Genomic DNA, 24,632 nt, shown 5'->3' on the forward strand with positions numbered 1-24,632 from the left:
AGGAAAGGTGTTATATATGATGACTTTGACGCAGATGCGTTATTTTTTCGAGGTGTGTCAGTGGCAGAATATCACGAAAGCAGCAGAACACCTGCATGTTTCGCAGCCGACCATCAGTGTGGCCATGAGGACGATGGAAGAGGAGACCGGACTGAATCTCTTTCACCGTGAAGGACGAAAACTTGTCATGACGCCGGAGGGCAGTAAATTATTTGCTAAAATCAACCACATTTTAAGCCAGATTGACCAGCTGGAAGTCGAAGTACAGGATATGGCACAGAATCGCAATCACATCCGCATGGCTCTGCCTCTGCAGATTGGCACGCGTTTTCTGCCGCGCATTCTCGGGGAGTTCCGCAAGCAGAATCCGCAGATTAAATTGGAAATCATCGAGACGGGCGGCATCAGTGCCCTGCAGATGGTGGAAGAAGAAAAACTCGATATTGCCCTGACGAATTACACAACGGGCTTCAGCCAAAAACTTCTTTATCAGAAGCTGTATGACTGCGAGTGCTGCTTTGTTACGTATCCAGATCATCCACTAGCCAAACGCAGGAAGGTTTCCTTTGACGATTTTGCCGATGAACCACTCGTCATGCTGGACAGTCACTTCTTCATTTACCGCATGGTTCAGGACTTGTTTGCCGAATACAACTGCAAACCTAATATCATTCATTACTCGCCGTATCTGCATACAATCAAAAATCTTGTGGAGAGCGGCATCTGTTCGACGTTTTTAGCAAGGCAGGCTGTTCTTCCTAGTGAGAATCTGGTGCCTATTTCTTTGGAAAAGCCGTTCTATATTAATTCTGGCATTGTTACGAAGAAGAGCCGTCAGGTTTATGAGGATGAAAAACTGCTCATTGATTACCTGCAGAAAATCGCACAGGATATGGAAAAATAATTTCATCAAAACTCCATCAAAAAAAGAAGGCCCCTGCTGAGACCTTCTTTTTTGATAGTTTTATTTTTATTTTTCAGCGTTCTTGCTGGCTAAAAAGTCCTTGAGAATCTGGCGCTTGGCAATCTTGCCGGTTGAAGTGCGCGGCAGGGAAGCGAGCTCGTGGAATTCACGCGGAATCTTGTAGAGCGCGAGGTTGGCCTGCAGGAATTTCTTGAGTTCACGGATGTTGATGGTGGCACCCTCATGCAGGCTGTAGAAGCAGGCGCCGGCCTGTCCGCGCAGTTTGTCATCGATGCCGATGACGGCTGCTTCGCTGATGCCGGGGAACTGATAAATGAGCTCTTCGACTTCGCGCGGATAGATATTCTCGCCCATGCTGATGATCATGTCCTTGAGGCGGTCGACAATATAAATGTAGCCATCTTCATCGGCGCGGGCTACATCGCCCGTGTGGAACCAGCCGCCGCGCAGGGCATTCTTCGTGGCATCCGGAAGATTCCAGTAGCCGAGCATGACGTTGTCACCTTTGACGATGAGTTCGCCGGCTTCGCCCTTTGGGACTTCCTCACCGTCCGAATTGATGAGCTTCCAGGCGATGCCCGGCACGACCGGCCCGCAGGAACCGACTTTTGGCTTTTCGGGCGGATTCATCGTGACAACAGGAGAGGTCTCGGAAAGACCATAGCCCTCGCAGATATCCACGCCAAATTTATTCATGAAATCCTGCTCAATCTTTAAGGGCAGCGTCGTGCCGCCCGAGACGACCAGGCGCAGGGAAGCCATATCTTCCTTCGTGGCGAGCTTCGTCAGGAGGCTGCAGATGGACGGCACGATGTAGAGGTCGTTGACCTTTTCCGTGCGGATGACATTGATGGTCTCTTTCGGCGTGAAGGAATCGAGGATGACGACTTCAGCGCCGCAGTAAAGCGGGTAGAGGACGGAGCAGGTCCAGCCGAAGCAGTGATACATTGGCAGAACGCAGAGAACCACGTTTTCTGCGTTGCAGCCCATGAAGCTCATCTGTCCGGCATTGGCGATGAGGTTGCGGTGGGAGAGCACGGCGCCTTTTGGCGAGCCCGTTGTGCCTGACGTGTAGATGATGACGCAGGGATTCTGCTCATCGAAAGTCGGCGGCAGCGGCGGTGCTGCCGGAATGGTCTCATCTATTTTGCCGGCCTGACGGATATCATGCTGGATAATGCGCATATCGCAGCGCAGGGCCGCAAGCGCATCGACGAGATTCAAAGGCTGATAAGTCAGGATATGACGGGAGCCCGAATCCTTTATAATGTAGGCAATTTCGCGGCTGCTGAGCTGGAAGTTGATGGGTACGGCAATGGCCCCCAAAGAAGCAATGGCCATGTAGGCGTAGATGTAATCTGCACTGTTGCGCGAAAAAATGCTGACGCGGTCACCCACGCGGACACCGGCAGCATAAAGACGGTTGCGGCAGGCAGCGACATGCTGCTGCAGTTCGCGGTAGGTAATGCGGCGTTCATGGTCGACAATGGCGAGAGAATCAGGTTTTCCCTGATAGATCAGTTCATGTACAAACATTGTATTCCTTCCTTTAGGGCAAGTGCCCCCATAGCAGAGGATAAATTCTTCGTCGTTACAGACTAATTTTATACCAGGTCATAAACTTTGTCAAAGTATAAAATAAAGGCCCTGTGATTTTTGACAGGGCCTTTTACGAAAAACAGTATGTTATTCTTCTTCGTCATGGTTCGGATGGGCAAGAGCACTGTGCTGATAGCTGTAGCCGAAGTAGACGAGGCAGCCAAATGTGCACCAGACGATGAAGCGGACCCAGGTTTCCCAGGGCAGATGGTACATGAGGTAGCCGCAGGTCAGTACGGCCATGGGGGCGATGAGCCAGACGAGCGGGCAGCGGAACGTGCGCGGTACATCGGGCTTCGTGATGCGCAGGACCATGACGCCGAGGGCAGCGACGAGGAAGGCAGACAGCGTGCCGATGTTGGCCATTTCGGCGATGACGCCGATCGGGGCAAAACCTGCAATGATGGAAACGAAGATGCCGCCCATGACCGTGACGATATACGGCGTATGATAGCGTTTGTGGATTTTGCAGACGCGGGCCGGCACCATGCCGTCGCGGCTCATGGCAAAGAAGATGCGGGCCTGGCCGTAAAGCAGGACGAGGAGGACCGTCGTAATGCCGGCAATAGCGCCGACACCGACGATGGCTGAACCGAGATTGTAGCCGATATAGCGCAGGGCAAAGGCCACAGGCTCCGGATTGTTGAGTTCCGTGTAAGGCACGATGCCCGTGAGCACGCCGGCCACGACGACGTAAAGGGCCGTGCAGATGACGAGCGAACCGATAATGCCGATTGGCAGGTCGTGCGAAGGATTCTTGCATTCCTCCGCACTCGTGGCAACGGCATCAAAGCCGATATAGGCAAAAAAGACAATGGCCGCGCCGCCGAAAATACCCGAAACACCGAAGGGCATGAAGGGCTCCCAGTTCATCGTATTGACATGCGGGATGGCGAGCAGCAGAAAAATCGCGATGGCCGTGAGCTTGACGCCTACGAGGATGCGGTTGAGCTTTGTGCTCTCCTGTGTGCCGCGAATCAGCAGCACCGAAAGCAGCAGTGTGATGAAGATGGCGGGCAGATTGATGATGCCGCCGTCGGCCGGCACATGTGTCAGGGCGTGACCCGGGTCAAGGCCCGCAGAGAGCAGCAGGCCTGTGACATAGCCCGACCAGCCGGAAGCAACAGCACTGGCCGTAACCGTGTATTCGAGGATGAGGTTCCAGCCGACAATGAAGGCGATGAACTCGCCGAGGGAGGCATATGTATACGTATAAGCACTGCCGGACGCCGGTACGATGGAGGAAAACTCTGCGTAAGCAAGTCCTGCAAGTGCGCAGGCAAGGCCTGAGACCATGAAAGAAATCGTGACAGCAGGTCCTGCGTATTTTGCAGCCGCAACGCCTGTCAGGACGAAGATGCCTGTGCCGATGACGCAGCCGATGCCGAGCAGGATAAGGTCAAAAGCGCCAAGCGTCTTGGCCATGCCTGAATGGGCAGCCGTTTCGCGCATCTGCTCAATGCTTTTGGTGCGGAATAAGTTCATTTTTTTTACCATTCCTTTTTCTCTTATAGATGGATAAGATATCTTTACAACATTACTATTATATTGACAGGAAAAGCCTCCGTCAATATGACAGAGGCTTTATGAGATGAAATTCTCCGGGAATATGGCGGAAATGTCATGGAAATGTATGCCGGAAATGCTTTATTCGCGAATCCATTCCTTGAATTTTTCCGGCGAGCTGTTGATGACGAGTTCTTCCGGGAATTCTGCTTCCTTGATGACTTCCTGAGAAAGCGCATGATTGCCGACATCGAGGTCGATATGGGCATCGCTGCCCATGATGACGTGCGTACCGTATTTCTTGCAGGCCTGCAGCATTTCTTTGGCGAGCTCGCGCGAACCCGTGCGGCTGCCGCCGGGGCGGTAGGAGCTGTTGTTGCATTCGAGCAGAACGTGGCGTTCCTTGGCAGCTTTGGCAATCTGGTCAAAGTCGACCGGGAAGACCGGATTGTCCGGATGGCCGATGATCTTGACCTGAGGGATGAACATGGCACTCATGATGGCTGTCGTATTGTCGAGCTTCGTACCCGGGGTGATGCAGGGATCGTGCAGGCTGGCAATGGCGTAATCGACAGCGCGCAGACCTTTTTCCTCAAGATCGACCTTGCCTGTGGTGTTCAGAATGTTGAGTTCTACACCCATGAGCAGTTCCACGCCGGCTTCATCGCCGTAGACTTTGCGGTCGAAGATGCGCAGATTCTCAAAGTAAAAGCGGTGCGTGGAGCCCGGCATGGCCGGAGCATGGTCGGCGATGCCGACAAGTTCCATGCCGTGTTTTTTGCCCGCGGCAATCATCTCGCGAATCGTGTTGTAGGCATGGCCGCTGGCGAGCGTATGCATATGGACGTCGAGTAAATCCTTCATTATAATACCCCCAAAACTATGACAGTGTGTTCGCCTTTTATTATAACACGCCCCAGCGTCAAAAGGGGCTCCTAAAAATTTTTCAAGAAATCCTGATTTTTTTGTTGACATTTCCGTTGCCATCCCGTATAATAAATCTTGTCGTTAAGACATGGGGTTATAGCTCAGTTGGTTAGAGTGTCTCGTTGACATCGAGGAGGTCACAGATTCGAATTCTGTTAACCCCACCATTTCAGAATGTACGGTTTCGTCAAACGGCGAAACCTTTTTTATTGCTCGCTTAGCTCAGTTGGCTAGAGCATCTCCGTCACATGGAGGGTGTCGGGGGTTCGAATCCCTCAGCGAGCACCAAAGAGAAAGCAGAAGCTGCATGCATGGCGTGCAGCTTATTTTTATATCTATTTTATAATATGAAGGAAACATGCTGAACTCTGTTGACATTCATTGACACTAGCCCTTGCAAAATGATATGATAGACAAGGGAATATCGGTACTTTCTCCAAACTCAAAATGAGGCTTTTCAGAGGTAAGACCGTCAGGATAGACGGGGAAAAGTCAATTTGAGTTTTTTCGTCGTGTTTTCACTTCCGCGGTGCAGAGACGCCGCCAGGAAATTGAGGAGGAAATCACTAAATGATCGAGCGTTATACCAATCCGGAAATGGGCCATCTCTGGTCTATCGAAAATGAGTGGCAGCAGATCCTGAATGTCGAGATGGCTGCTTGCGATGCTATGGCTGAGCTTGGCGAGATCCCGAAAGAGGCAGCTAAGAACATCCGTGCAAAAGCAAAGTTTGACGTCAACCGCATTCATGAGATTGAGTCTGTTACGCATCATGATATCATTGCTTTCCTGACGAACGTGGCAGAGAATGTCGGTGATGATTCCAAGTACATCCACAAGGGACTGACTTCCTCGGATGTCAAGGATACGGCATACTGCATGATGATGCGCGATGCCTGCGACATCATCCTCGACGACCTCAAGAAATTCCGTGAGGTCCTGCGCCGCCGCGCTAAGGAATTCAAACACACGCCGTGCATCGGCCGCACGCATGGCATTCATGCCGAGCCGATGACGTTCGGCCTCAAGCTCATCCTCTGGAGTGCTGAGATTGAGCGCGATATCGAGCGCATGGAGCATGCCAAGAAGATCGTTTCGGTCTGCAAGCTCTCGGGTGCTGTCGGCACGTACTCTAACATCGACCCGAAAATCGAGCAGATGGTCGGCAAGACGCTCGGCCTGACGCCGGTTCGCCTCGCTACGCAGGTCATCCAGCGTGACCGCCATGCAGAATTCGTGACGTCGATTGCCATCTGCTCCTCGACGCTTGAGAAGATTGCGACGGAAGTCCGCAACCTGCAGCGCACGGATATCCGTGAGGCAGAAGAGTATTTCTCCCCGGGACAGAAGGGCTCCTCGGCTATGCCGCATAAGCGCAACCCGATCAACTGTGAGCGCATCTCGGGCATGGCCCGCCTGAACCGCGGCAATGCCGTCGCAGCTCTTGAAGACATCACGCTCTGGCATGAGCGCGATATCTCGCATTCCTCCGTTGAGCGCGTCATCCTGCCGGATTCTTCGATCAACCTCGATTACTGCACGAAGAAGCTCACGGATATCATCGACAAGCTGCTCGTCTATCCGGAAAAGATGCTTCACAACATGCAGCGCACGGGCGGCCTCATCTACAGCCAGCGCATCCTGCTGACGGTTGTCGACAAGGGCGTACTGCGTGAAGATGCCTACAAGTGGGTACAGCGCAATGCCATGAAGCGCTGGATGGAAGGTCAGGATTTCCGCACGAGCGTTGAGAATGACCCGGACATCACGAAGTATCTGACGAAGGAAGAAATCGACGACTGCTTCGATTATAAATACTTCCTGCGCCATGTCGATATGATCTTTGAGCGCTTCGGCCTTTGAGACCTATAATAAATGAATAAATGAAAGAAAGCCTCTTCTCCCTGCGGGGAGAGGGCTTTTCTATGTCGATTCATAAAGGAGAGACAGATTATGTCAACAGTAGTAGTAACGGGTACGCAGTGGGGCGACGAAGGCAAGGGCAAGATCGTCGACTATCTCGCACAGCAGGCGGATACGGTCGTACGTTTTCAGGGCGGCAGCAATGCCGGCCATACGGTCGTCGTCGATGGCGTCGATTACAAACTGCGCCTGATGCCGTCGGGCATCCTTTTCAAGGGTTCGCACTGCGTGGTCGGCAATGGCGTGGCGTTCAATCCGAAAGTCATGCTGCAGGAGATGGACGCTCTCGCAGAGCGCGGCATTGACCTTTCGGGCATCCGCATCAGCAACCGCGCGCAGCTCGTTCTGCCGTATCACTGCCTGATCGACCAGCTCTCAGATGAGGCGCGCGGCAAAGGTAAAGTCGGCACGACGCATAACGGCATCGGCCCGTGCTATGTCGACCGCGACAACCGCATCGGCATCCGCGTCTGCGATTTCATCGATAAGGAAGAGTTTGCCAAACGACTCAAAGAAAACCTCGCCATCAAGAACCGCGAGCTCAAGCTTCTCTATGACCACGAGCCCCTTGATTATGATGAAATCCTTGCAGAATACAATGGCTATGCAGACCGTCTGCGTCCGTATGTCTGCGATACGATTGCTCTGCTCGATGAAGAAATCAAAGAAGGCCGCAAGATCCTCTTCGAGGGTGCTCAGGCCACGATGCTCGATATCGACTACGGCACGTATCCGTATGTCACGGCTTCGCACCCGATTTCCGGCGGCGTCGGCATTGGTGCCGGCGTAGCTCCGCAGAAAATTGACAAGGTCGTCGGCATTGTCAAGGCTTACTGCACGCGTGTCGGCGAGGGTCCGTTCCCGACGGAACAGCTCAACGAAATCGGCAATAAGCTGCGCGAAGTCGGCCATGAATACGGCGTCGTCACGGGCCGTCCGCGCCGCACGGGCTGGCTCGATGCCTGCGTTGTCCGCTATGCCGGCATCCTCTCGGGCATTGATTACATGGCTGTCACGCGCCTCGATATCCTCGATGATTTCGATGAAATCAAGATGTGCGTCGGCTACAAATATCAGGGCAAACTGCTCAACGAGATTCCGGCCAGCCTCAAGGTGCTCGCCGAAGTCGAGCCGGTTTACGAGACATTTGAGGGCTGGAAGTGCGATATCACGAAGGTCCGCAAGTATGAAGACCTGCCGGAGAACGCCAAGAAGTATCTGACGCGCATGGCAGAAGTCACGGGCATCGCCCTTGGCATCGTTTCCGTCGGCCCGAACCGCGACGAGACGATCGTCATCGCCAACGACATCTTTTGATTGTGATATCCTGAGCTAAATTCGCATATTGTGAGTAAGGTGAGGAGCCTCCGCATTGTTTCGCGGAGGCTCTTTTTTTATGCTGTTTTATCATATCGATAATAACTGTTCGTATGAAGTACATTAATACAATGATAAGCAGGAAATGGATAAGCTGCTAATAAATAAAAAAGAATAAAAATAGATTGACAAATCAGAAGCATCGTGATATATTAAAACCATCAGATGTGCTCGAACACAAAAGAGCAAAACAGAGTAAAATGTGGTAATTATAAACAAAGGAGAGACAAGAAATGGTAACAAGCACAGGAAATGCTCCGGAGAAGAAAATCCCCAGTGCATTCATTTATTTCTTTGGATCCTTCGGTGGTATCCTCTTTGGTTATGATATCGGCGTTATGACCGGTGCGCTGCCGTTCCTGCAGAACGATTGGAACTTGCAGGGCAATGCGGGCATCATCGGCTGGATTACATCGGCCGTCATGTTCGGTGCTATTTTCGGCGGCGCTCTTGCCGGTCAGCTTTCCGACCGTCTCGGCCGCCGTAAGATGATCCTCATCTCGGCCATCATCTTTGTCATTGGTTCCGTTCTTTCCGGTATCGCACCGCACAACGGCCAGTATTACCTCATCGGTGTGCGTATCCTCTTAGGTTTGGCTGTTGGTGCAGCTTCGGCCCTCGTTCCAGCTTATATGTCGGAGATGGCGCCAGCACGCCTCAGAGGCCGTCTTTCCGGCCTGAACCAGACGATGATCGTCTCGGGCATGCTGCTTTCCTACGTTGTTGATTATCTTTTGAAGGATCTGCCGGAAACGATGGCTTGGAGACTCATGCTCGGCCTTGCCGCTGTTCCTGCTCTTATCCTGTTCCTCGGCGTTCTGCGCCTGCCGGAGTCGCCGCGTTTCCTCGTAAAACATGGCCTTGTTGACCAGGCACGTCGTGTGCTCGGTTACATCCGCAACACGAAAGAAGAAGTCGAGGCAGAGCTCGCCGACATCAAGGAAATGACGACGACGGAAGCCAATACGAAGGAACCGTCGCTTGCCACGCTGTTCTCGGATAAATACCGCTACCTCGTTACGGCTGGTGTCGGCGTTGCCGCTTTCCAGCAGTTCCAGGGTGCCAACGCAATTTTCTACTACATTCCGCTGATTGTTGAAAAAGCAACGGGCCAGGCTGCCAGCTCGCAGCTCATGTGGCCGATCATTCAGGGCATCCTGCTCGTTCTCGGCTCCCTCATCTTCCTCGTCATCGCAGATAAATTCAACCGCCGCACGCTGCTGACGGTCGGCGGCACGATCATGGGCCTTTCGTTCATCCTGCCGGCAGTCATCAACAGCATCATTCCGGATGCAGACCCGATGATGATTGTTTTCTTCCTCTGCATTTACGTTGCCTTCTATTCCTTCACTTGGGCTCCGCTGACCTGGGTTATTGTCGGTGAGATTTTCCCGCTGGCTATCCGCGGCCGCGCAGCTGGTCTCGCTTCCTCGTTCAACTGGATTGGTTCCTTCCTCGTTGGTCTGCTGTTCCCAATCATGACGGCTTCGTTCTCGCAGGCAGCTGTATTTGCCATCTTCGGTGTCATCTGCCTGCTCGGCGTTGCGTTCATCCGCAACTGTGTTCCGGAAACGCGCGGTCATACGCTTGAAGAAATCGAGGCAGCTGGTACGAAAAAAGCTGCCAAGGCTTCTGTGCACAATGCATAAGCTCATTATCACATCGAGGAGTAATTTACCATGGATTTGAAAAAGAATGCTGCAGCAATAGAGGAGGGCCGCACGGCCCTCGGCCTGGAGCTCGGCTCGACGAATATCAAGATGGTGCTTGTAAATGAAGCCTGCGAGACACTGGCTTCGACGAGCTACGGCTGGGAAAATCAGCTCGTGGACGGCATCTGGACGTATGATCTGGCAACGGTCTGGCTCGGCATTGAGGACTGCTTCCACAGCCTGACGGCCGATGTGCAGAGCCGCTATCATGTGGAAATCAAGAAAATCGGCTCGATTGGCGTCAGCGCCATGATGCACGGCTATCTGCCGTTTGATAAAGACGGCAAGCAGCTCGCACCGTTCCGCACCTGGCGCAACAACATCACGGGTGAGGCCGCAGAAAAACTCACAGGGCTGTTCGGCTTCAACATCCCGCAGCGCTGGAGCATCGCGCATCTTTATCAGGCCATCCTGAAAGATGAGGCTCATGTCAAGGACATCGCGTTCCTGACGACACTTGCAGGTTACGTACACTGGCAGCTCAGCGGTGAGAAGGTCCTCGGCATCGGCGATGCTTCGGGCATGTTCCCGATTGACGAAAAGACCGGCACGTACGATGCCGGCATGGTGGAGAAATTCTCCGCACTGCCTGAAGTAAAGAAGTATCCATGGAAGCTCGGGGAAATCCTGCCAAAGCCGCTGCGCGCCGGCACGAAAGCCGGCCAGCTGACAAAAGAAGGCGCATGGCTGCTCGACCCGACGGGCAAACTTGAGCCGGGAGCCCTGATGGCGCCGCCTGAGGGCGATGCCGGCACGGGCATGGTCGCGACGAACGCCGTGCGCAAACGCACGGGCAATATCTCCGTCGGCACGTCGGCATTCTCGATGAACGTACTCGATGCACCTTTAAAGGCGGTTCACCGCGATATCGATATCGTGACGACGCCAGACGGCGCGCCTGTAGCCATGGTTCATACGAATAACTGCTCGAGTGACCTCAATGCCTGGGTGCAGCTCTTTGGCGAATTTGCCGAGCTCATCGGCCACGGTCAGACGCCGGCGAAACTCTATCGGACGCTCTTTGAGGCTTCGCAGAAGGCAGACCGCGATGCCGGGGGACTCCTTAACTACAGCTGCCTCTCAGGTGAAAATATCACCGATGTGGAGACAGGCAGACCTCTCTTCGTGCGTACGCCGCACAGCAAAATGAACCTTGCAAACTTTATGCTTGCTCAGCTCTATGGCTGCTTTGCACCACTCAAGATTGGCATGGATATTCTCGTCAAGGAAGAGGGCGTGCAGACGGATGTCATGATTGCCCAAGGCGGTCTCTTTAAGACGCCGGTCATCGGTCAGCAGGTCCTTGCCGACTGCCTCGGCCTGCCAATCACCGTCATGGAGACGGCAGGGGAAGGCGGCCCGTGGGGCATGGCTGTGCTCGCAGTCTTTGCGAAATGGCATGGCGAAAAAGCCCTGGCCGACTTCCTCGATGACGATGTCTTCCACAATCCGGAAAGCTCGACACTGCTGCCGACGGAAGCAGGACGTCTCGGCTGCCAGAAATTCATCGCAGCTTATAAAGAAGGTTTGGAAGTCGAACGTCAGGCAGGCAAAGCTGTACCAGACCAGACGAAAGCGTAATTTCAGATTGTCAGGTTGAAAGGATCCTATTTTAAATGTTAGAAGAACTCAAACAGGAAGTTTATGAAGCGAATATGATGCTGCCGAAACTCGGCATTGTCACATTCACCTGGGGCAATGTCTCGGGCATCGACCGTGAGAAGAACCTCTTCGTCATCAAGCCGTCGGGCGTGCCGTACGAAGATTTGAAGCCTTCGGATATGGTTGTAGTCGACCTTGAGGGCCATGTCGTCGAAGGAGAGATGAATCCTTCGAGCGATACGATGACGCATCTTGTCCTCTACAAGGCATTCCCGAATATCAAGGCTGTCGTCCACACGCATTCCAAATGGGCCGTTTCTTTTGCCGAAGCCGGTGTGCCGATTGAGGCACTGGGTACGACCCATGCCGATACATTCTACGGCGATGTTCCTGTGACCGATGCTTTGACGAAACAGGAAATTGAAGAAGCTTATGAAGAGAACACGGGCAAGGTCATCGTCCGCACGTTCCAGGAATACGGCATTGACCCTGATGCCGTACCGGCCGTCCTCGTCAAGCAGCATGGTCCGTTCACCTGGGGACCGAGCCCGAAAAAGGCCGTTGAGAATGCAAAAATCCTCGAAGTCGTCGCCGAGATGAACTACCATGCCCTGCAGCTCACGCGTGCCGATATCCGCGTGCCGCAGTTCCTCTTAGATAAGCATTATTACCGCAAACACGGCGCCAATGCCTACTATGGTCAGAACAACGCCAAGTCCAAGAGCGGTGCTACCCATAAATAAAAAGTTTTTGATTTTAGGAAATTTGATTTCAGAAGGGAAGTCCATATCATGCTGAAACTCTCGAATGCTTACAAATTCTGGTTTGTCGCTGGTTCCCAGTTCCTTTATGGCGAGGAACAGCTCAAAAATGTCGCCCGCGATGCCGAAGACATCGTCAACAAGCTCAATGCAAGCGGCAAGCTGCCGTACCCGATTGAGTTCAAGGGTGTCATGACGACGGCCGATGGCATCACGCAGTTCATGAAGGATGTCAACTACAACGACGAAGTAGCCGGTGTCATCACGTGGATGCATACGTTCTCTCCGGCCAAGAACTGGATTCGCGGCACGAAGCTCCTGCAGAAACCGCTGCTGCACCTCGCTACGCAGTACCTCAACAAGATCCCGTACGATACGATTGACTTTGACTACATGAACCTCAACCAGAGTGCTCATGGCGACCGCGAGTACGGCTACCTCAATGCCCGTCTGCACCTCAACAACAAAGTCGTTTACGGCTGGTGGGGCGATGAAGAAGTTCAGCAGGAAATCGCTTCGTGGGAAGATGTTGCCGTCGCTTACAACGAGAGCTTCAAGATCAAGGTCTGCCGTTTCGGCGATACGATGCGCGATGTCGCTGTTACCGAGGGTGATAAGGTACAGGCTCAGATCCAGCTCGGCTGGACGGTCGACTATTGGCCGGTTGGTGACCTCGTCGAAGTAGTCGATGCGGTCAGCGAAGAAGACATCGACAAAGAATACAAGAAGCTGCAGGAAGACTACACGTTCAATCCGCAGAACAACAGCGCCGAAAAATTCGAGAGCTCCGTACGCTATCAGCTGCGCGAGTATCTCGGCATCAAGAAATTCCTCGATGATAAGGGCTATACGGCTTTTTCGACGAATTTCCAGGACCTCAAAGGTCTCAAACAGCTGCCGGGCCTCGCTGCTCAGATGCTCATGCGCGACGGCTACGGCTTTGCCGCTGAAGGCGACTGGAAGACGGCAGCCCTCACGCGTCTGCTGAAGATCATGGCACACAACGACCGCACGGTCTTCATGGAAGATTACACGCTCGACCTGCGCAAAGGCCATGAAGCCATCCTCGGCGCACATATGCTCGAAGTCGATCCGTCCATTGCCAGCGACAAGCCGCGCGTTGAAGTCCATCCGCTCGACATCGGCGGCAAGGATGATCCGGCCCGTCTCGTCTTCACCGGTGCTGACGGCGAAGGCATCGACTGCACGGTTGCGGACTTCCGCGAAGGCTTCCGCCTGATCAGTTACCCGGTTGACTGCCGTAAGGCCGAGGCCGAGACGCCGCATCTGCCGGTTGCAAAGCAGCTCTGGACGCCGAAAGTCGGCCTTAAGGAAGGTGCGACGGCCTGGATTCAAGCCGGCGGCGGCCATCACACGGTCCTTTCCTTCCGCATCACGGAAGAGCAGATTCACGACCTCGGCACGATGCTCGGCATGGATCTCGTAGAAATTTGCTGATTCCCTTCTTTCTTGTAAAGACCAAATCCATACACCAGAAAAGCGCATCCTCGTTTTGAGGATGCGCTTTTCGTATATCTTACTATCTAATAAGAAGCTTTTTGTTAAGGAGTCATCCTTCTACGTTTTGCAGGATGCGGATCTCGTTGCGCATGATGTATTTTTCGTGTTCGGGTTTGATGCCGTTGACGAGATAATCAAAGACAATCTGCATCGAGCGCTGCCCCTGTTGATGCGGATGTTGGTAGATGGCAGCCTGAATGACGCCTTTTTTCATCATTTCAATGGTCGTGGGAATCGTATCGAAGACAATCAGGGTGATGTCCTGGCGCTTCGCGGTGAGAACGGCGCGGGCAGCACCGTAAGCGCCGGCCGAGATGACGAAGAGGGCATTTGTTTCGGGGCGGTCTAAGAGCAGCTGGCGGATATCTTCATAGGCAATCATATCGTCATCTTCTGTTTCCTGTACGCCAAGAAAGTGAAAGTCGGCATGTTTTTTCATGATTTCGAGGAAGCCGTCAAGACGCTGGCGATGGCCGAGCATGTTGAGAGAACCCAAAAGGACGCCGGCATACAGTGGACCCGGATGAATCATGCCTAAAAGAGCCGCGGCAGTCCTGCCGCCGTTGGGGTAGTCTGGTCCGACATAGCATTGACGTTTGGACGTTTCGACATCGTTGTTGAGCGTGACGACAAAAATATCTTCTGCGACGCACTCATTGATTTTCTCGATGATGCGCGGATGATTCAGAGGGTCGATGATTAAGGCATTGATGCCCTGCGCTTTGAGTTCATCGATGATTTCACATTGGCGGTCGATATCGAAACCGCGCATGCTGCGCCAGATGACCTCGAGGCCGTAAGAGGAAAATTTGTCGGCCATGCGATGCATGGAATGCAGGACATCATCGAAGAAGCGGACGCCGTCTGACACAATCAGGACACCGACTATGGGATGCTTCTTGCGGGCGGCCAGTGCCTTGCCGGCAGGATTCGGATGATAATGAAGTTTTTCGGCCATTTCGCGGACGAGACGTTCTTTTTCCGGTTTGACTTTGCCGCGGCCGTTGAGCACGCGGTCTACTGTGCCGCGTGAGACTCCGCAGAGTTCGGCAATCTGTTTGATGGTTACCATGGTACGATCTTCTTTCTGTGCTGCATTTGGAGATATTCTTATCTTTTATTCGCTTCGAACCGTTTGTTTTCCTGCTTATGGCACTTTGCGGATTGATACCGGCTTTCTTTTTTGCTATAATGTTCGCGATTACGGTATTTCTATTTAAATGGAAGGAAACAGATGACTGTGCGGGGCAGGATGCTCCGGAAAGGATGACACGATTCATGTATAAGATGATTGCCCTGGATCTCGACGGTACACTCAATAACGATGAGAAGAAGATTACCCCCAAGACGCGTGAGGCACTTTTAGCGGTGCAGCAGCATGGCGTGACGGTCGTGCTGGCGTCGGGGCGTCAGGCACCGGGGCTTATGCGTGAGGCCAATGCCCTTGAACTCAGGGATTACCACGGCCTGCTGCTCTCGTATAACGGCGGCCAGATCAAGGATGCGACGACGGGAGAAATCCTCTTCTCGCAGGCCATTGACCGCGGGACGGCACTGCGTTTCCTGCGCCATCTCGAAGCCTATCCGGAGCTTTCGCCAATCGTCGATGATGGCGAATTCATCTTCACGACCGATGCCAGCCGCCATAAGGTGCAGGATGAGAGCCGCAACAACAATCTCAAGATTGAGATTGTCGAAAACATTGCCGATGCCGTGGAAGAGCGCGGCTTTGCGCCGGTCAAGATCCTGACGGCTGCGCCAAATGAGATTCTCGTGCCGCGCCTTGCCGATATCCGCCGCGGCTTTGAGGAAGAGCTTTCTTTCGTGCAGTCGGCACCGTGGTTTTACGAGGCAACGGTCAAAGGCGTCAGCAAGTCGACGTCGCTTGCGCGCGTCTGTGAGCGTCTTGGCATTGCGCCGAGAGAGGTCATGGCCTTTGGCGATGCCCAGAACGATATGAGTATGCTTGATTTTGCCGGCCATGGCGTGGCCATGGGCAATGCCTGCGATGAACTCAAGGATATGGCCGATGAAATCACGCTGTCGAATAACGAGGATGGCATTGCGGCATCGCTCGCACGTCACTTTGATTTTTTAAATTAAGCCGCGTATCGCGTATTTTGTGATATTTCTCATAGAGCTTCCCTTATGGGGAGCTTTTTTTATGGAAATAAGGCATATATATAGTTGAAACTTATAGATTGTGCTTATTGCTATTGACTTTTTAGGATGCAGGCCATACAATGGATTTATCAATCCCGAGTAATTTTGTAAGGATTAAATATCCAGAGCTTAAATCTTAAAGGAGAGTTTTATATATGGCAGAGAATCTTTTGGAAATCAAGGATCTCCATGCTGGCGTCGAAGGCAAGGAAATCCTCAAAGGCCTGAGTCTGAAAGTCGACAAGGGTGAAGTGCATGTCATCCTCGGACCGAACGGCTCCGGCAAATCGACACTCATGAACATCATCATGGGCCATCCGAAATATGAGGTGACCTCCGGCACGATTGACTTCGAAGGCGAGGATATCAAAGACCTCAAGACGTTTGAACGCGCGCGCAAGGGCCTGTTCCTCTCGTTCCAGACGCCGGAGGAAATCCCGGGCATCACGGTCGAGAACATGATCCGCACGTCAAAGCAGGCCATCTCGGGCGAACGCGTTAAAATCATCCCGTTCCGCCGTCAGCTTAAACAGACGATGGAAGAGCTCAAGATGAAGCCGGAGTACGCAGAGCGCTATATGAACGTAGGCTTCTCGGGCGGCGAGAAAAAACGCAACGAGATCCTGCAGCTCCTCATGCTCAATCCGAAACTCGCGCTGCTCGATGAGACGGATTCGGGCCTCGATGTCGATGCCGTACAGATTGTCTCGGAAGGCGTCGCAAAGTTCCACAACGAGAACAACAGCTGCCTGATTATCACGCATAACACGCGCATTCTCGAAAAACTCAAGGTCGATAAGGTTCATGTCCTCATCAACGGCGAAATCGTCGAAGAGGGCGGTCCGGAGCTCATCGATGAAATCAACCGCCGCGGCTTCACGCACATCCTTGACGCTCAGGCAGAAAAGTGAGGCGCGCGATGGCTGAAGAAAAATTTGTACCCAAAAAGAAGACGTACGTCGAAGACATCGAGCGTACGCTCTATGATATCAAAGATGCCGACCACTCCGTCTACAAGGCGCATAGCGGCTTGACAGAAGATATCATCCGCGATATCTCGAAACGCAAGCATGACCCGCAGTGGATGCTCGATTTCCGCCTCAAATCCCTTGAGGTCTACAATTCGCTGCCGCTGCCGACCTGGGGCCCGGATATTTCCGAGCTCAATATGGATGATATCGTCACGTACGTCCAGCCGGATGCCAAGATGACGGGCAATTGGCAGGAAGTGCCGAAAGATATCAAAAATACATTTGACCGCCTCGGCATCCCAGAGGCCGAGCAGAAGCAGAGTCTCGCCGGCGTCGGTGCGCAGTATGACTCGGAGGTCGTCTATCACAGCATTCAGGATGACCTTGTCAAGCAGGGCGTCATCTACACGGATATGGAAACGGCCATCCGCGAGCATGAGGATGTCGTCAAAGAGTACTTCATGACGCTCGTGCCGCCCAAAGACCATAAATTTGCGGCCCTGCACGGTGCCGTCTGGTCGGGCGGTTCGTTCGTCTATGTGCCGGAGGGCGTACATGTAGAGATTCCTCTGCAGTCCTACTTCCGCCTCAATGCGGCAGGTGCCGGCCAGTTCGAGCACACGCTGATTATTGTAGAAAAAGGTGCAAGCCTGCACTTCATCGAAGGCTGCTCGGCTCCGAAGTACAATGTCACGAATCTTCATGCCGGCTGCGTTGAGCTCTTCGTCAAGGAAGGGGCGCGCCTGCGCTATTCGACGATTGAGAACTGGTCGCGCAATATGATGAACCTCAACACGAAACGCGCCCTCGTTGAAAAAGACGGCATCATCGAGTGGGTTTCAGGCTCGTTCGGCTCGCATGTTTCGTGCCTCTATCCGTGCAGCATCCTGCACGGCGAGAACGCGCGCTGTGAATTCACGGGCGTCACGTTCGCCTCGAAGGGGCAGAACCTCGATACGGGTGCCAGCGTCATCCACGCGGCCCCGCATACGTCGGCAAACATCAACACGCGTACGATTTCCAAAGCCGGCGGCAAGGCCACGTACCGCAGTGCCGTCAAGGTTACGCGCCGCGCGCCGTTTGCGAAATGCTCGGTCAACTGCGAGTCGCTGATGCTCGACAACGAATCGCGCAGTGATACGCTGCCGGTCATGGATATCGAGGGCGATGAGGCCGATATCGGGCATGAAGCCAAGATTGGCCGCATCAGCGATGAAGCGATTTTCTACCTGACTTCCCGCGGCATCGATGAGGATGAGGCCCGCGCGATGATCGTACGCGGCTTCGTTGAGCCGATTGCCAAGGAGCTGCCGCTCGAGTACGCCGTAGAAATGAATAACTTGGTCAATATTGAATTGGAAGGGACGATGGGCTGATATGGCAGATTTGAAAACATTCTCCCGGATCCCCATGCGTACCTGGCGCTGGCTCGGCGTCAATGAGAGCAGGATTCCGGCTGATATCGATGAAAATATAAAGACGCAGAAGCTGCTTGTCGAAGCAGGCAAACAGGATGAAGTCGTCCTGACGCAGCGCGAGGGCGGCCAGTACGAGCTGCAGGTGCATCTTGAAGATGGCGCCAAGCTCCATCTCGTCAATGCCCAGCTCGTGCCGGCTGACAAGCTCTATACCTGCCGCGTCAAGGTTTTTGTCGGCAAGGGAGCAGAATTTTCTTATACGGTCGTCGAGGCTGGTGCGAAACAGACGGCGACGGAGCTCTATGTTGACCTCGCTGGTGATGATTCGAAGGCAGATGTTTGGGGACTGTATTTCGGTGATGGCAAGAGCCTCATCGATCTCAACTACGTCATCCGCCAGGGCGGCAAACGCACGGACGCTAATATGCAGGTCCGCGGCGCACTGCTCGGTGAGAGCGAGAAGATTTTCCGCGGTACGCTCGATTTCCTCGAGGGTGCCAAGGGCTCGGTCGGACGCGAGAACGAGGAAGTTGTACTGCTTTCGCCAAATGTCCGCAACCGCAGTGTGCCAATCATGCTTTCGCATGAGGATGATGTCGATGGCCATCATGCCGTTTCCGTCGGCAAGATGGATGAAAATAAACTCTTTTATCTCATGAGCCGCGGCCTTGACCTCTCTGAGGCACAGCGCCTCGTCGTCGAGGCTTCGTTCAATCCGGTACTCGACCGCATCCCGGACGAAGAGCTCAAGGGAGAAATTGATACGTATTTGCAGAGGAGACTTTCGAATGGCTGATGCACAGGAATTTTTGAAGGACTTCCCGCTCCTCAAGAGGAAGATGAACGGGAAACAGATTGCTTATCTCGATAATGGCGCGACGACGCAGAAGCCGGAACAGATTATCCAGTCCATCTGCGGCTATTACGGCGGCTGCAACGCCAATCCGCACCGCGGCGCTTATGCACTTTCTGTCAAGGCTACGGAAATCTACGAGAATGCACGTGTGCGCACGGCAAAGTTCATCAATGCTGCGCGTCCGGCCGAAATCATCTTCACGAAGAATGCCACGGAAGCGCTGAACCTCGTGGCTTACAGCTATGGCCTGCACAACGTCAAGGCCGGCGATGAAATCGTCATCACGATTTCGGAGCATCACAGCAACCTCGTGCCGTGGCAGTTTGTCGCAAAATCGACGGGTGCTGTCCTCAAATATATTTACCTTGAGAGGGACGGCAATCTTTCGGACGAGGATATCGAGACGAAAATCACGGAAAAGACGAAAATCGTCGCCGTGACGCAGGTCTCGAACGTTCTCGGCCTCAAGAATGATGTCAAGAAAATCGTCAAGAAGGCTCACAGCGTCGGCGCGGTTGCCGTTGTCGACGGCTCGCAGAGCGTCGCACACATGAAAGTCGATGTCCGCGATATCGACTGCGATTTCTTCGCCTTCTCCGGTCATAAGATGCTTTCGCCGATGGGCATTGGCGTGCTCTACGGCAAATACGACATCCTCGATGCCATGCCTCCGTTCCTGCGCGGCGGTGACATGATCGAGTACGTCGAAGAGCAGAATACGACGTATGCCGAGCTGCCGGCGAAATTCGAAGCTGGCACGCAGAATGTCGGCGGTGCTGCCGGTCTGACGGCTGCCATCGATTACCTCGAGAACATCACGTTTGACCGCATCGAGGCCATTGAGAAAGACCTCGTGGACTACGCCCTGCCGCAGCTGCGCGAGCTGCCGTACATTGAACTTTATGGCTGCGATACGACGCGCGACAACAAGACGGGCATCATTGCCTTCAACGTCAAGGACGTTCATCCGCATGATGTCGCGAGCATCCTTGACAGCTACGGTGTGGCCATTCGTGCCGGCCATCACTGCGCACAGCCTCTGCACCGCTATTTGGGGCAGAATGCCAGCTGCCGTGCAAGTTTCTACCTTTATAATACGCGCGAGGACATCGACCGCTGGATTGACGCCCTCAAGAAGGTAAGGGGGGTCCTTGGCTATGGCGCTTGAAGATATTTACACGGAGCTCATCGGCGAACACAGCCGCAATCCGGAGAACAAGCATCATCTCGACCATGCCACGTGTGCCCTTAAGGGCCATAACCCGAGCTGCGGCGATGAAATCACACTCGAACTGCAGATTGAAGACGGCATTGTCAAAGATGCATCGTTCACGGGCGTCGGCTGCGCCATCTCGCAGGCTTCGACGGATATCATGATTGACCTGATCCGCGGCCAGAAAGTCGAGAAGGCCAAGGAACTCGCGGAGAAATTCATCGGCATGATCAAGCGTGAAATCACGGATGAAGATGAACTCGAAGAGCTCGATGAAGCACTGGCTCTCAAGAATGTCTCGAATATGCCGGCCCGCGTTAAATGTGCGGTACTCGCCTGGCATACGCTTGACGATGCTCTTGAAAAAGAAGAGCAGGCGAAAAAATAAGATTTTATCCACAGAAATCTGGGGATATCCATGGAAAAGCTGTGGATATCCCCTGTGCTTTGTGGATAAGCTGTGAATAAACAGGGTGCATCACAAGGAAAGGAAGAGCATCATGGCAGTAAAAGAAGTTTCCCCGTTTGAATTCAATGAAAGTCCGTTCAAGGTCATCGGCAAGGAGTGGCTGCTCGTCACAGGCGAGTACGATGGCAAGTCCAATGCGATGACGGCTTCGTGGGGCGGCCTCGGCATCATGTGGGGCAAACCGGTGGCATTCATCTTCATCCGTCCGACGCGTTACACAAAGGAGTTCGTCGATAAGGCAGAAGGCCTGACGCTTTCGGTTTTTACCGAGGATTACCGTAAGATGATGAATTACTTCGGCACGGTCTCGGGCCGCGATGAGGATAAAATCAAGAAAGCCGGCCTGACCATGGAGCACGATAACGGCCGCACCTACTTCGACGAAGCGCGCGTGACAATGCTCTGCCGCAAACTCTACGCCCAGCCTCTCGCTTCGGAATTTTTCATTGACAAGAGCTGCGATGAAAAATGGTACAAGAACGATTACCATACGATGTACGTCGTGGAGATCGAAAAGCTCCTCGTCAAGGAATGAGCGCGGGCGAAAAGGGGCCGTCCTGCAGCCCGCTCGCCGGTCAATCCGCACCAGCGGCCTCAATCCTGCGCTGCAGCAGCCTGACGATGGGCATGGATGACGCGGAAATTGCAGAACTCTTAGCTTCGAGTCAGGTTCGGCGCCACAAATTTTCGGCAGGAGAGATTGTCTTCTACGATGGCGACCTGCCGCATTCTTTATACATCCTGCTGCGCGGTGAAGTTCACATCCTCAAGGATACCTTCTCGGGCCGCCGTATCTTTATCTCGGAAATCAATGAACCGGGCGATATGTTCGGCGAGGTTTACGAAGTGCTCAAACAGCCCTACGATATTTACGTAGAAGCTGCGAAAGATACAGAGCTTCTGGAAATCGACAGCCGCTTCTTTTCGCTGGGCGGGAAGAAGGAAAAACTTTCCCGCAGTGCGCTGCTCGTGGAACGGAACCTCATGCGCATTTTTGCGCGCAAGGCGTATTTCATGCATGGGCGCATCAAGGTGCTTGCCAGCGGCAGCCTGCGTGAAAAAGTCGTGCGCTTCCTGTTTCAGAACATGGATGAAAGCGGACAGATTGAGCTGACGGCAAGCCGTGAATATCTCGCGGCCTACCTCGCGGTCACGCGTCCGTCGCTTTCGCGCGAGCTTTCGGCCATGCAGAAGGACGGCCTGCTCGAGGTCTCGGGCAAACGCATTCGCGTGCTCGATATGAAGCGTTTCGAAGAATATCTTTAACTGGAATATATGATTTCTGCCGCAAAGTGCTTTTCTTTTTGAAAGGCACTTTTCTTTTGTTGTGTATTAAATGACATGATTCTCTATGATTTTTATCCTAGGAAAGATGGTCATTCAATGATATAATAGAAGGGTTTGCGAACGGATTTATGCTGCTTATCATGAAGCAGCAGTGTATCAATCATGTATATGGAGGTCTTGCTTTGTTAGCTACGCGTGAATATCAGGATATTGAAGAGAAGGTGATGCAGGGGAAGCGCCTCACGAGAGAGGACGGCATCCGCCTGTTTCACTGTCATGACCTTGCCTGGCTGGGCGCTCTTGCCGACCATGTACGTAAGGAAAAATGCGGCGATATCGTCTATTACAACGTCAACTGCCATGTCAATCTGACGAATATCTGCACGTCGCACTGCAAATTCTGTGCCTTTGGCCGCGATGAGGATGAAAAAGGTGCCTATGCGATGACGAAGGCGCAGGCCATCGCGGTGGTCGAGGATGCCATGAAGGACCCAAATCTTGCCGGACTGCACGTCGTCTCGGGACTTCATCCGACCTGGTCGTTCGAGGATTATCTCGGCATTGTCGAAGCCCTGCACAAAAGATTTCCGAAGCTTTATATGAAGGGCTTCACGGGTGTGGAAATCACGCATTTTGCAGAGATTTCCGGCCTTTCCGTTGAAGAGGTGCTGCGCCAGCTGCGCGACCGCGGCGGCCTGCAGGCCATTGCGGGCGGCGGCGCGGAGATTTTGTCGGACCGCGTGCGCGGGGAACTCTGCCCCAATAAGGCCACGGCAGACGAATGGCTCAATGTCGCGCGCACGGCACATAAACTCGGCATCAAATCAAATGCTTCGATGCTCTATGGCCATATCGAGACGCTCGAAGAGCGTGTGGACCATCTGCTGCGCCTGCGCGAGCTGCAGGATGAGACAGGCGGTTTCCAGACGTTCATCTGCTTCCCGTTCCTGCCGAAACATACGGAACTCGGCAAATATATCAAGCAGACGAGCATGTGGGATGATCTGCGCACGATGGCGATTTCCCGCCTCATGCTCGATAATTTTAAAAACATCAAGGCGTACTGGGTCATGCTGACCGTACCTGTGGCACAGGTAGCCCTTGGTTTTGGCGCCAATGATATCGACGGCACCATCCACAAGGAAACCATTCTGCACGATGCCGGTGCCAAGAGTCCGACGGCCCTGAGTGAGGACAGCATTATCCGCATCATCAAGGAAGCCGGCCGAATTCCGGCAGCCTGTGACTGCAATTTTAATATCCTGCGCATCATTGAATGAGAGAGGCATATAATATGAAGCAAATTGAAACGGCAAGGGCGAAAGCCGCAGCCGGAGAGCGGCTGACATTTGCCGATGCCATGGCACTTTATGAGGACAATGACCTGCTTTTTCTGGCCGACTGCGCGCGGAAAGCCAAGGAGAAAAAGAGCGGCCATCAGGTTTTTTACACGGTCAACCGTCATATCAACCTGACGAACATCTGCAGCTCCAATTGTCCGCTCTGCGCTTTTCAGGTCGAAGAAGGCGATGCGCGCGGCTTTGTCTACGAGCATGACGATATCGAAAAAATTCTTGAGAAGGCAAAGCAGGTCAGGGATTTGTCGGAAATCCACATCGTTTCGGCACTTCATCCGGATAAACCGTTTTCGTATTATGTGGAGGTCGTGCGTCAGGTAAAAGCTGCCCTGCCAAAGGCCGATGTCAAGGCCTTTACGCCTGTCGAGATTGTCAATTTCTCGAAAATGACGGGTAAGAGCATCCGCGAAGTCTTGGAAATCCTGAAGGAAGCGGGTCTTGACAGCCTGCCGGGCGGCGGCGCGGAGATTTTATCCGACCGCGTCCGCAAAATCATCTGCCCGAAAAAGGCGACGGCGGCCGAATGGATTGAGACGATGAAAACGGCACACGGGCTCGGTATCCGCACGAATGCTTCCATTATGTACGGCCATGTCGAGACGATCGAGGAACGTCTGCAGCATCTTTTTACCATCCGCGATATTCAGGATGAGACGGGCGGCTTTCAGGCTTTCATGCTGTTTCCGTTCCATCCCGCCCATACAAAGCTCGGCGAAGAATACCATCTGCAGCGCGTCGGGGCTTGGGAAGACATGAAGATGATGGCACTTTCCCGCCTGATTCTCGACAATATCGACCACGTCAAGGCGTTCTGGATTATGCTGACGATGCCCGTCGCGCAGCTCGCGCTGGGCTTTGGCGCCGATGACCTCGACGGCACGATTGGCGAGGAAAAAATCATCCATGCGGCCGGCGCCAAGACGAAGACGGGCATCACACGTGCGCAGCTTGAAAAAATCATCCGCGAGGCCGGCTATGAGCCCGTTGAACGCGATACATTCTACCAGCCAATTCGGCCAATTCAGGGAGAGAGGGAGGAATGAA

General features: G+C 53.4%; 21 protein-coding genes and 2 tRNA genes. 19 read left to right on the forward strand and 4 right to left on the reverse strand.

Features of this window, described 5'->3' with window-relative positions:
• Window positions 1–19 precede the first annotated feature (19 nt).
• Complete coding sequence (locus ACI4OH_RS06610; protein ID WP_432646493.1) at window positions 20–904, forward strand: LysR family transcriptional regulator; 885 nt, start codon at window positions 20–22, stop codon at window positions 902–904.
• Window positions 905–970: 66 nt separating this feature from the next.
• On the opposite strand, the gene ACI4OH_RS06615 is transcribed toward ACI4OH_RS06610, so the two are convergent.
• The 3 genes from ACI4OH_RS06615 to ACI4OH_RS06625 form a co-directional block, all read right to left on the reverse strand.
• Window positions 971–2,461, reverse strand: a complete 1,491-nt coding sequence (locus ACI4OH_RS06615) for a class I adenylate-forming enzyme family protein (RefSeq protein WP_439784436.1) — start codon at window positions 2,459–2,461, stop codon at window positions 971–973.
• 150 nt (window positions 2,462–2,611) lie between these two features.
• Window positions 2,612–4,009, reverse strand: a complete 1,398-nt coding sequence (locus ACI4OH_RS06620; RefSeq protein WP_432646494.1) for an amino acid permease — start codon at window positions 4,007–4,009, stop codon at window positions 2,612–2,614.
• 162 nt (window positions 4,010–4,171) lie between these two features.
• Window positions 4,172–4,894: a phosphatase gene (locus ACI4OH_RS06625; protein WP_439784437.1), complete on the reverse strand. Its 723-nt coding sequence runs from the start codon at window positions 4,892–4,894 to the stop codon at window positions 4,172–4,174.
• A gap of 153 nt (window positions 4,895–5,047) precedes the next feature.
• Between ACI4OH_RS06625 and ACI4OH_RS06630 the strand changes: the two genes are divergently transcribed.
• The 8 genes from ACI4OH_RS06630 to araA all read left to right on the forward strand — a co-directional run bounded on the left by ACI4OH_RS06630 (window position 5,048) and on the right by araA (window position 13,790).
• A tRNA-Val gene (locus ACI4OH_RS06630) sits at window positions 5,048–5,124 on the forward strand.
• 44 nt (window positions 5,125–5,168) lie between these two features.
• Window positions 5,169–5,245, forward strand: a tRNA-Val gene (locus tag ACI4OH_RS06635).
• Between the two features lie 282 nt (window positions 5,246–5,527).
• Complete coding sequence (gene purB / locus ACI4OH_RS06640) at window positions 5,528–6,820, forward strand: adenylosuccinate lyase (protein ID WP_439784438.1); 1,293 nt, start codon at window positions 5,528–5,530, stop codon at window positions 6,818–6,820.
• 90 nt (window positions 6,821–6,910) lie between these two features.
• Window positions 6,911–8,197 (forward strand): adenylosuccinate synthase, encoded by a 1,287-nt coding sequence (locus ACI4OH_RS06645; RefSeq protein ID WP_439784439.1) that lies wholly within the window; start codon window positions 6,911–6,913, stop codon window positions 8,195–8,197.
• Between the two features lie 293 nt (window positions 8,198–8,490).
• Window positions 8,491–9,906: a sugar porter family MFS transporter gene (locus ACI4OH_RS06650; RefSeq protein WP_439784440.1), complete on the forward strand. Its 1,416-nt coding sequence runs from the start codon at window positions 8,491–8,493 to the stop codon at window positions 9,904–9,906.
• Window positions 9,907–9,936: 30 nt separating this feature from the next.
• Window positions 9,937–11,550, forward strand: a complete 1,614-nt coding sequence (locus tag ACI4OH_RS06655; RefSeq protein WP_439784441.1) for a xylulokinase — start codon at window positions 9,937–9,939, stop codon at window positions 11,548–11,550.
• 35 nt (window positions 11,551–11,585) lie between these two features.
• The gene (locus tag ACI4OH_RS06660) at window positions 11,586–12,314 is read left to right on the forward strand and encodes an L-ribulose-5-phosphate 4-epimerase (RefSeq protein WP_439784442.1); all 729 of its coding nucleotides are present in this window, start codon (window positions 11,586–11,588) and stop codon (window positions 12,312–12,314) included.
• A gap of 48 nt (window positions 12,315–12,362) precedes the next feature.
• Window positions 12,363–13,790 (forward strand): L-arabinose isomerase, encoded by a 1,428-nt coding sequence (gene araA, locus ACI4OH_RS06665; protein ID WP_439784443.1) that lies wholly within the window; start codon window positions 12,363–12,365, stop codon window positions 13,788–13,790.
• Between the two features lie 112 nt (window positions 13,791–13,902).
• On the opposite strand, the gene ACI4OH_RS06670 is transcribed toward araA, so the two are convergent.
• Complete coding sequence (locus ACI4OH_RS06670; RefSeq protein ID WP_432646470.1) at window positions 13,903–14,925, reverse strand: LacI family DNA-binding transcriptional regulator; 1,023 nt, start codon at window positions 14,923–14,925, stop codon at window positions 13,903–13,905.
• Window positions 14,926–15,119: 194 nt separating this feature from the next.
• On the opposite strand from ACI4OH_RS06670, the gene ACI4OH_RS06675 reads away from it, so the two are divergent.
• From ACI4OH_RS06675 to ACI4OH_RS06720, 10 genes are all read left to right on the forward strand, one after another.
• The gene (locus tag ACI4OH_RS06675) at window positions 15,120–15,956 is read left to right on the forward strand and encodes a Cof-type HAD-IIB family hydrolase (protein ID WP_439784444.1); all 837 of its coding nucleotides are present in this window, start codon (window positions 15,120–15,122) and stop codon (window positions 15,954–15,956) included.
• A gap of 215 nt (window positions 15,957–16,171) precedes the next feature.
• Complete coding sequence (gene sufC, locus ACI4OH_RS06680; RefSeq protein WP_432646472.1) at window positions 16,172–16,927, forward strand: Fe-S cluster assembly ATPase SufC; 756 nt, start codon at window positions 16,172–16,174, stop codon at window positions 16,925–16,927.
• 8 nt (window positions 16,928–16,935) lie between these two features.
• Window positions 16,936–18,363: a Fe-S cluster assembly protein SufB gene (sufB, locus tag ACI4OH_RS06685; RefSeq protein ID WP_439784445.1), complete on the forward strand. Its 1,428-nt coding sequence runs from the start codon at window positions 16,936–16,938 to the stop codon at window positions 18,361–18,363.
• Window position 18,364: 1 nt separating this feature from the next.
• Window positions 18,365–19,201, forward strand: a complete 837-nt coding sequence (locus ACI4OH_RS06690) for a SufD family Fe-S cluster assembly protein (RefSeq protein WP_439784446.1) — start codon at window positions 18,365–18,367, stop codon at window positions 19,199–19,201.
• On the forward strand, window positions 19,194–20,429 hold the full coding sequence (locus ACI4OH_RS06695; protein ID WP_439784447.1) for a cysteine desulfurase: 1,236 nt from the start codon (window positions 19,194–19,196) through the stop codon (window positions 20,427–20,429). Before ACI4OH_RS06690 ends, ACI4OH_RS06695 begins: the two co-directional genes overlap by 8 nt.
• The gene (gene sufU, locus ACI4OH_RS06700; protein ID WP_432646475.1) at window positions 20,419–20,862 is read left to right on the forward strand and encodes a Fe-S cluster assembly sulfur transfer protein SufU; all 444 of its coding nucleotides are present in this window, start codon (window positions 20,419–20,421) and stop codon (window positions 20,860–20,862) included. The genes ACI4OH_RS06695 and sufU overlap by 11 nt, the downstream gene beginning before the upstream one ends.
• A 112-nt stretch (window positions 20,863–20,974) precedes the next feature.
• Entirely contained in the window at window positions 20,975–21,478 is a 504-nt protein-coding gene (locus ACI4OH_RS06705; RefSeq protein ID WP_432646476.1) for a flavin reductase family protein, read from the forward strand.
• Window positions 21,475–22,209, forward strand: coding sequence for a Crp/Fnr family transcriptional regulator (locus tag ACI4OH_RS06710; protein WP_435721696.1), 735 nt, complete (start codon window positions 21,475–21,477; stop codon window positions 22,207–22,209). The genes ACI4OH_RS06705 and ACI4OH_RS06710 overlap by 4 nt, the downstream gene beginning before the upstream one ends.
• Before the next feature lie 161 nt (window positions 22,210–22,370).
• A complete protein-coding gene (gene mqnE, locus ACI4OH_RS06715; protein WP_439784448.1) occupies window positions 22,371–23,510 on the forward strand; it encodes an aminofutalosine synthase MqnE in 1,140 nt (379 codons plus the stop codon).
• Window positions 23,511–23,524: 14 nt separating this feature from the next.
• Window positions 23,525–24,631, forward strand: a complete 1,107-nt coding sequence (locus ACI4OH_RS06720) for a radical SAM protein (protein WP_432646479.1) — start codon at window positions 23,525–23,527, stop codon at window positions 24,629–24,631.
• Window position 24,632 lies beyond the last annotated feature (1 nt).

It is taken from the genome of Mitsuokella apri (assembly GCF_051886055.1).
Taxonomy (GTDB): Bacteria; Bacillota; Negativicutes; order Selenomonadales; family Selenomonadaceae; genus Mitsuokella.

What these genes read in the sequence shown, in the direction of transcription:
- ACI4OH_RS06675 (WP_439784444.1), top strand. Translation starts at nt 15,120, where the DNA reads ATGACACGATTCATGTATAAGATGATTGCCCTGGATCTCGACGGTACA.
- ACI4OH_RS06615 (WP_439784436.1), bottom strand. Translation starts at nt 2,461, where the DNA reads ATGTTTGTACATGAACTGATCTATCAGGGAAAACCTGATTCTCTCGCC.
- ACI4OH_RS06620 (WP_432646494.1), bottom strand. Translation starts at nt 4,009, where the DNA reads ATGAACTTATTCCGCACCAAAAGCATTGAGCAGATGCGCGAAACGGCT.
- ACI4OH_RS06720 (WP_432646479.1), top strand. Translation starts at nt 23,525, where the DNA reads ATGAAGCAAATTGAAACGGCAAGGGCGAAAGCCGCAGCCGGAGAGCGG.
- ACI4OH_RS06690 (WP_439784446.1), top strand. Translation starts at nt 18,365, where the DNA reads ATGGCAGATTTGAAAACATTCTCCCGGATCCCCATGCGTACCTGGCGC.
- ACI4OH_RS06650 (WP_439784440.1), top strand. Translation starts at nt 8,491, where the DNA reads ATGGTAACAAGCACAGGAAATGCTCCGGAGAAGAAAATCCCCAGTGCA.
- ACI4OH_RS06705 (WP_432646476.1), top strand. Translation starts at nt 20,975, where the DNA reads ATGGCAGTAAAAGAAGTTTCCCCGTTTGAATTCAATGAAAGTCCGTTC.
- ACI4OH_RS06710 (WP_435721696.1), top strand. Translation starts at nt 21,475, where the DNA reads ATGAGCGCGGGCGAAAAGGGGCCGTCCTGCAGCCCGCTCGCCGGTCAA.
- sufB (WP_439784445.1), top strand. Translation starts at nt 16,936, where the DNA reads ATGGCTGAAGAAAAATTTGTACCCAAAAAGAAGACGTACGTCGAAGAC.
- ACI4OH_RS06610 (WP_432646493.1), top strand. Translation starts at nt 20, where the DNA reads ATGACTTTGACGCAGATGCGTTATTTTTTCGAGGTGTGTCAGTGGCAG.
- ACI4OH_RS06655 (WP_439784441.1), top strand. Translation starts at nt 9,937, where the DNA reads ATGGATTTGAAAAAGAATGCTGCAGCAATAGAGGAGGGCCGCACGGCC.
- ACI4OH_RS06625 (WP_439784437.1), bottom strand. Translation starts at nt 4,894, where the DNA reads ATGAAGGATTTACTCGACGTCCATATGCATACGCTCGCCAGCGGCCAT.
- ACI4OH_RS06695 (WP_439784447.1), top strand. Translation starts at nt 19,194, where the DNA reads ATGGCTGATGCACAGGAATTTTTGAAGGACTTCCCGCTCCTCAAGAGG.
- sufC (WP_432646472.1), top strand. Translation starts at nt 16,172, where the DNA reads ATGGCAGAGAATCTTTTGGAAATCAAGGATCTCCATGCTGGCGTCGAA.
- araA (WP_439784443.1), top strand. Translation starts at nt 12,363, where the DNA reads ATGCTGAAACTCTCGAATGCTTACAAATTCTGGTTTGTCGCTGGTTCC.
- ACI4OH_RS06670 (WP_432646470.1), bottom strand. Translation starts at nt 14,925, where the DNA reads ATGGTAACCATCAAACAGATTGCCGAACTCTGCGGAGTCTCACGCGGC.
- sufU (WP_432646475.1), top strand. Translation starts at nt 20,419, where the DNA reads ATGGCGCTTGAAGATATTTACACGGAGCTCATCGGCGAACACAGCCGC.
- purB (WP_439784438.1), top strand. Translation starts at nt 5,528, where the DNA reads ATGATCGAGCGTTATACCAATCCGGAAATGGGCCATCTCTGGTCTATC.
- mqnE (WP_439784448.1), top strand. Translation starts at nt 22,371, where the DNA reads ATGAAGCAGCAGTGTATCAATCATGTATATGGAGGTCTTGCTTTGTTA.
- ACI4OH_RS06660 (WP_439784442.1), top strand. Translation starts at nt 11,586, where the DNA reads ATGTTAGAAGAACTCAAACAGGAAGTTTATGAAGCGAATATGATGCTG.
- ACI4OH_RS06645 (WP_439784439.1), top strand. Translation starts at nt 6,911, where the DNA reads ATGTCAACAGTAGTAGTAACGGGTACGCAGTGGGGCGACGAAGGCAAG.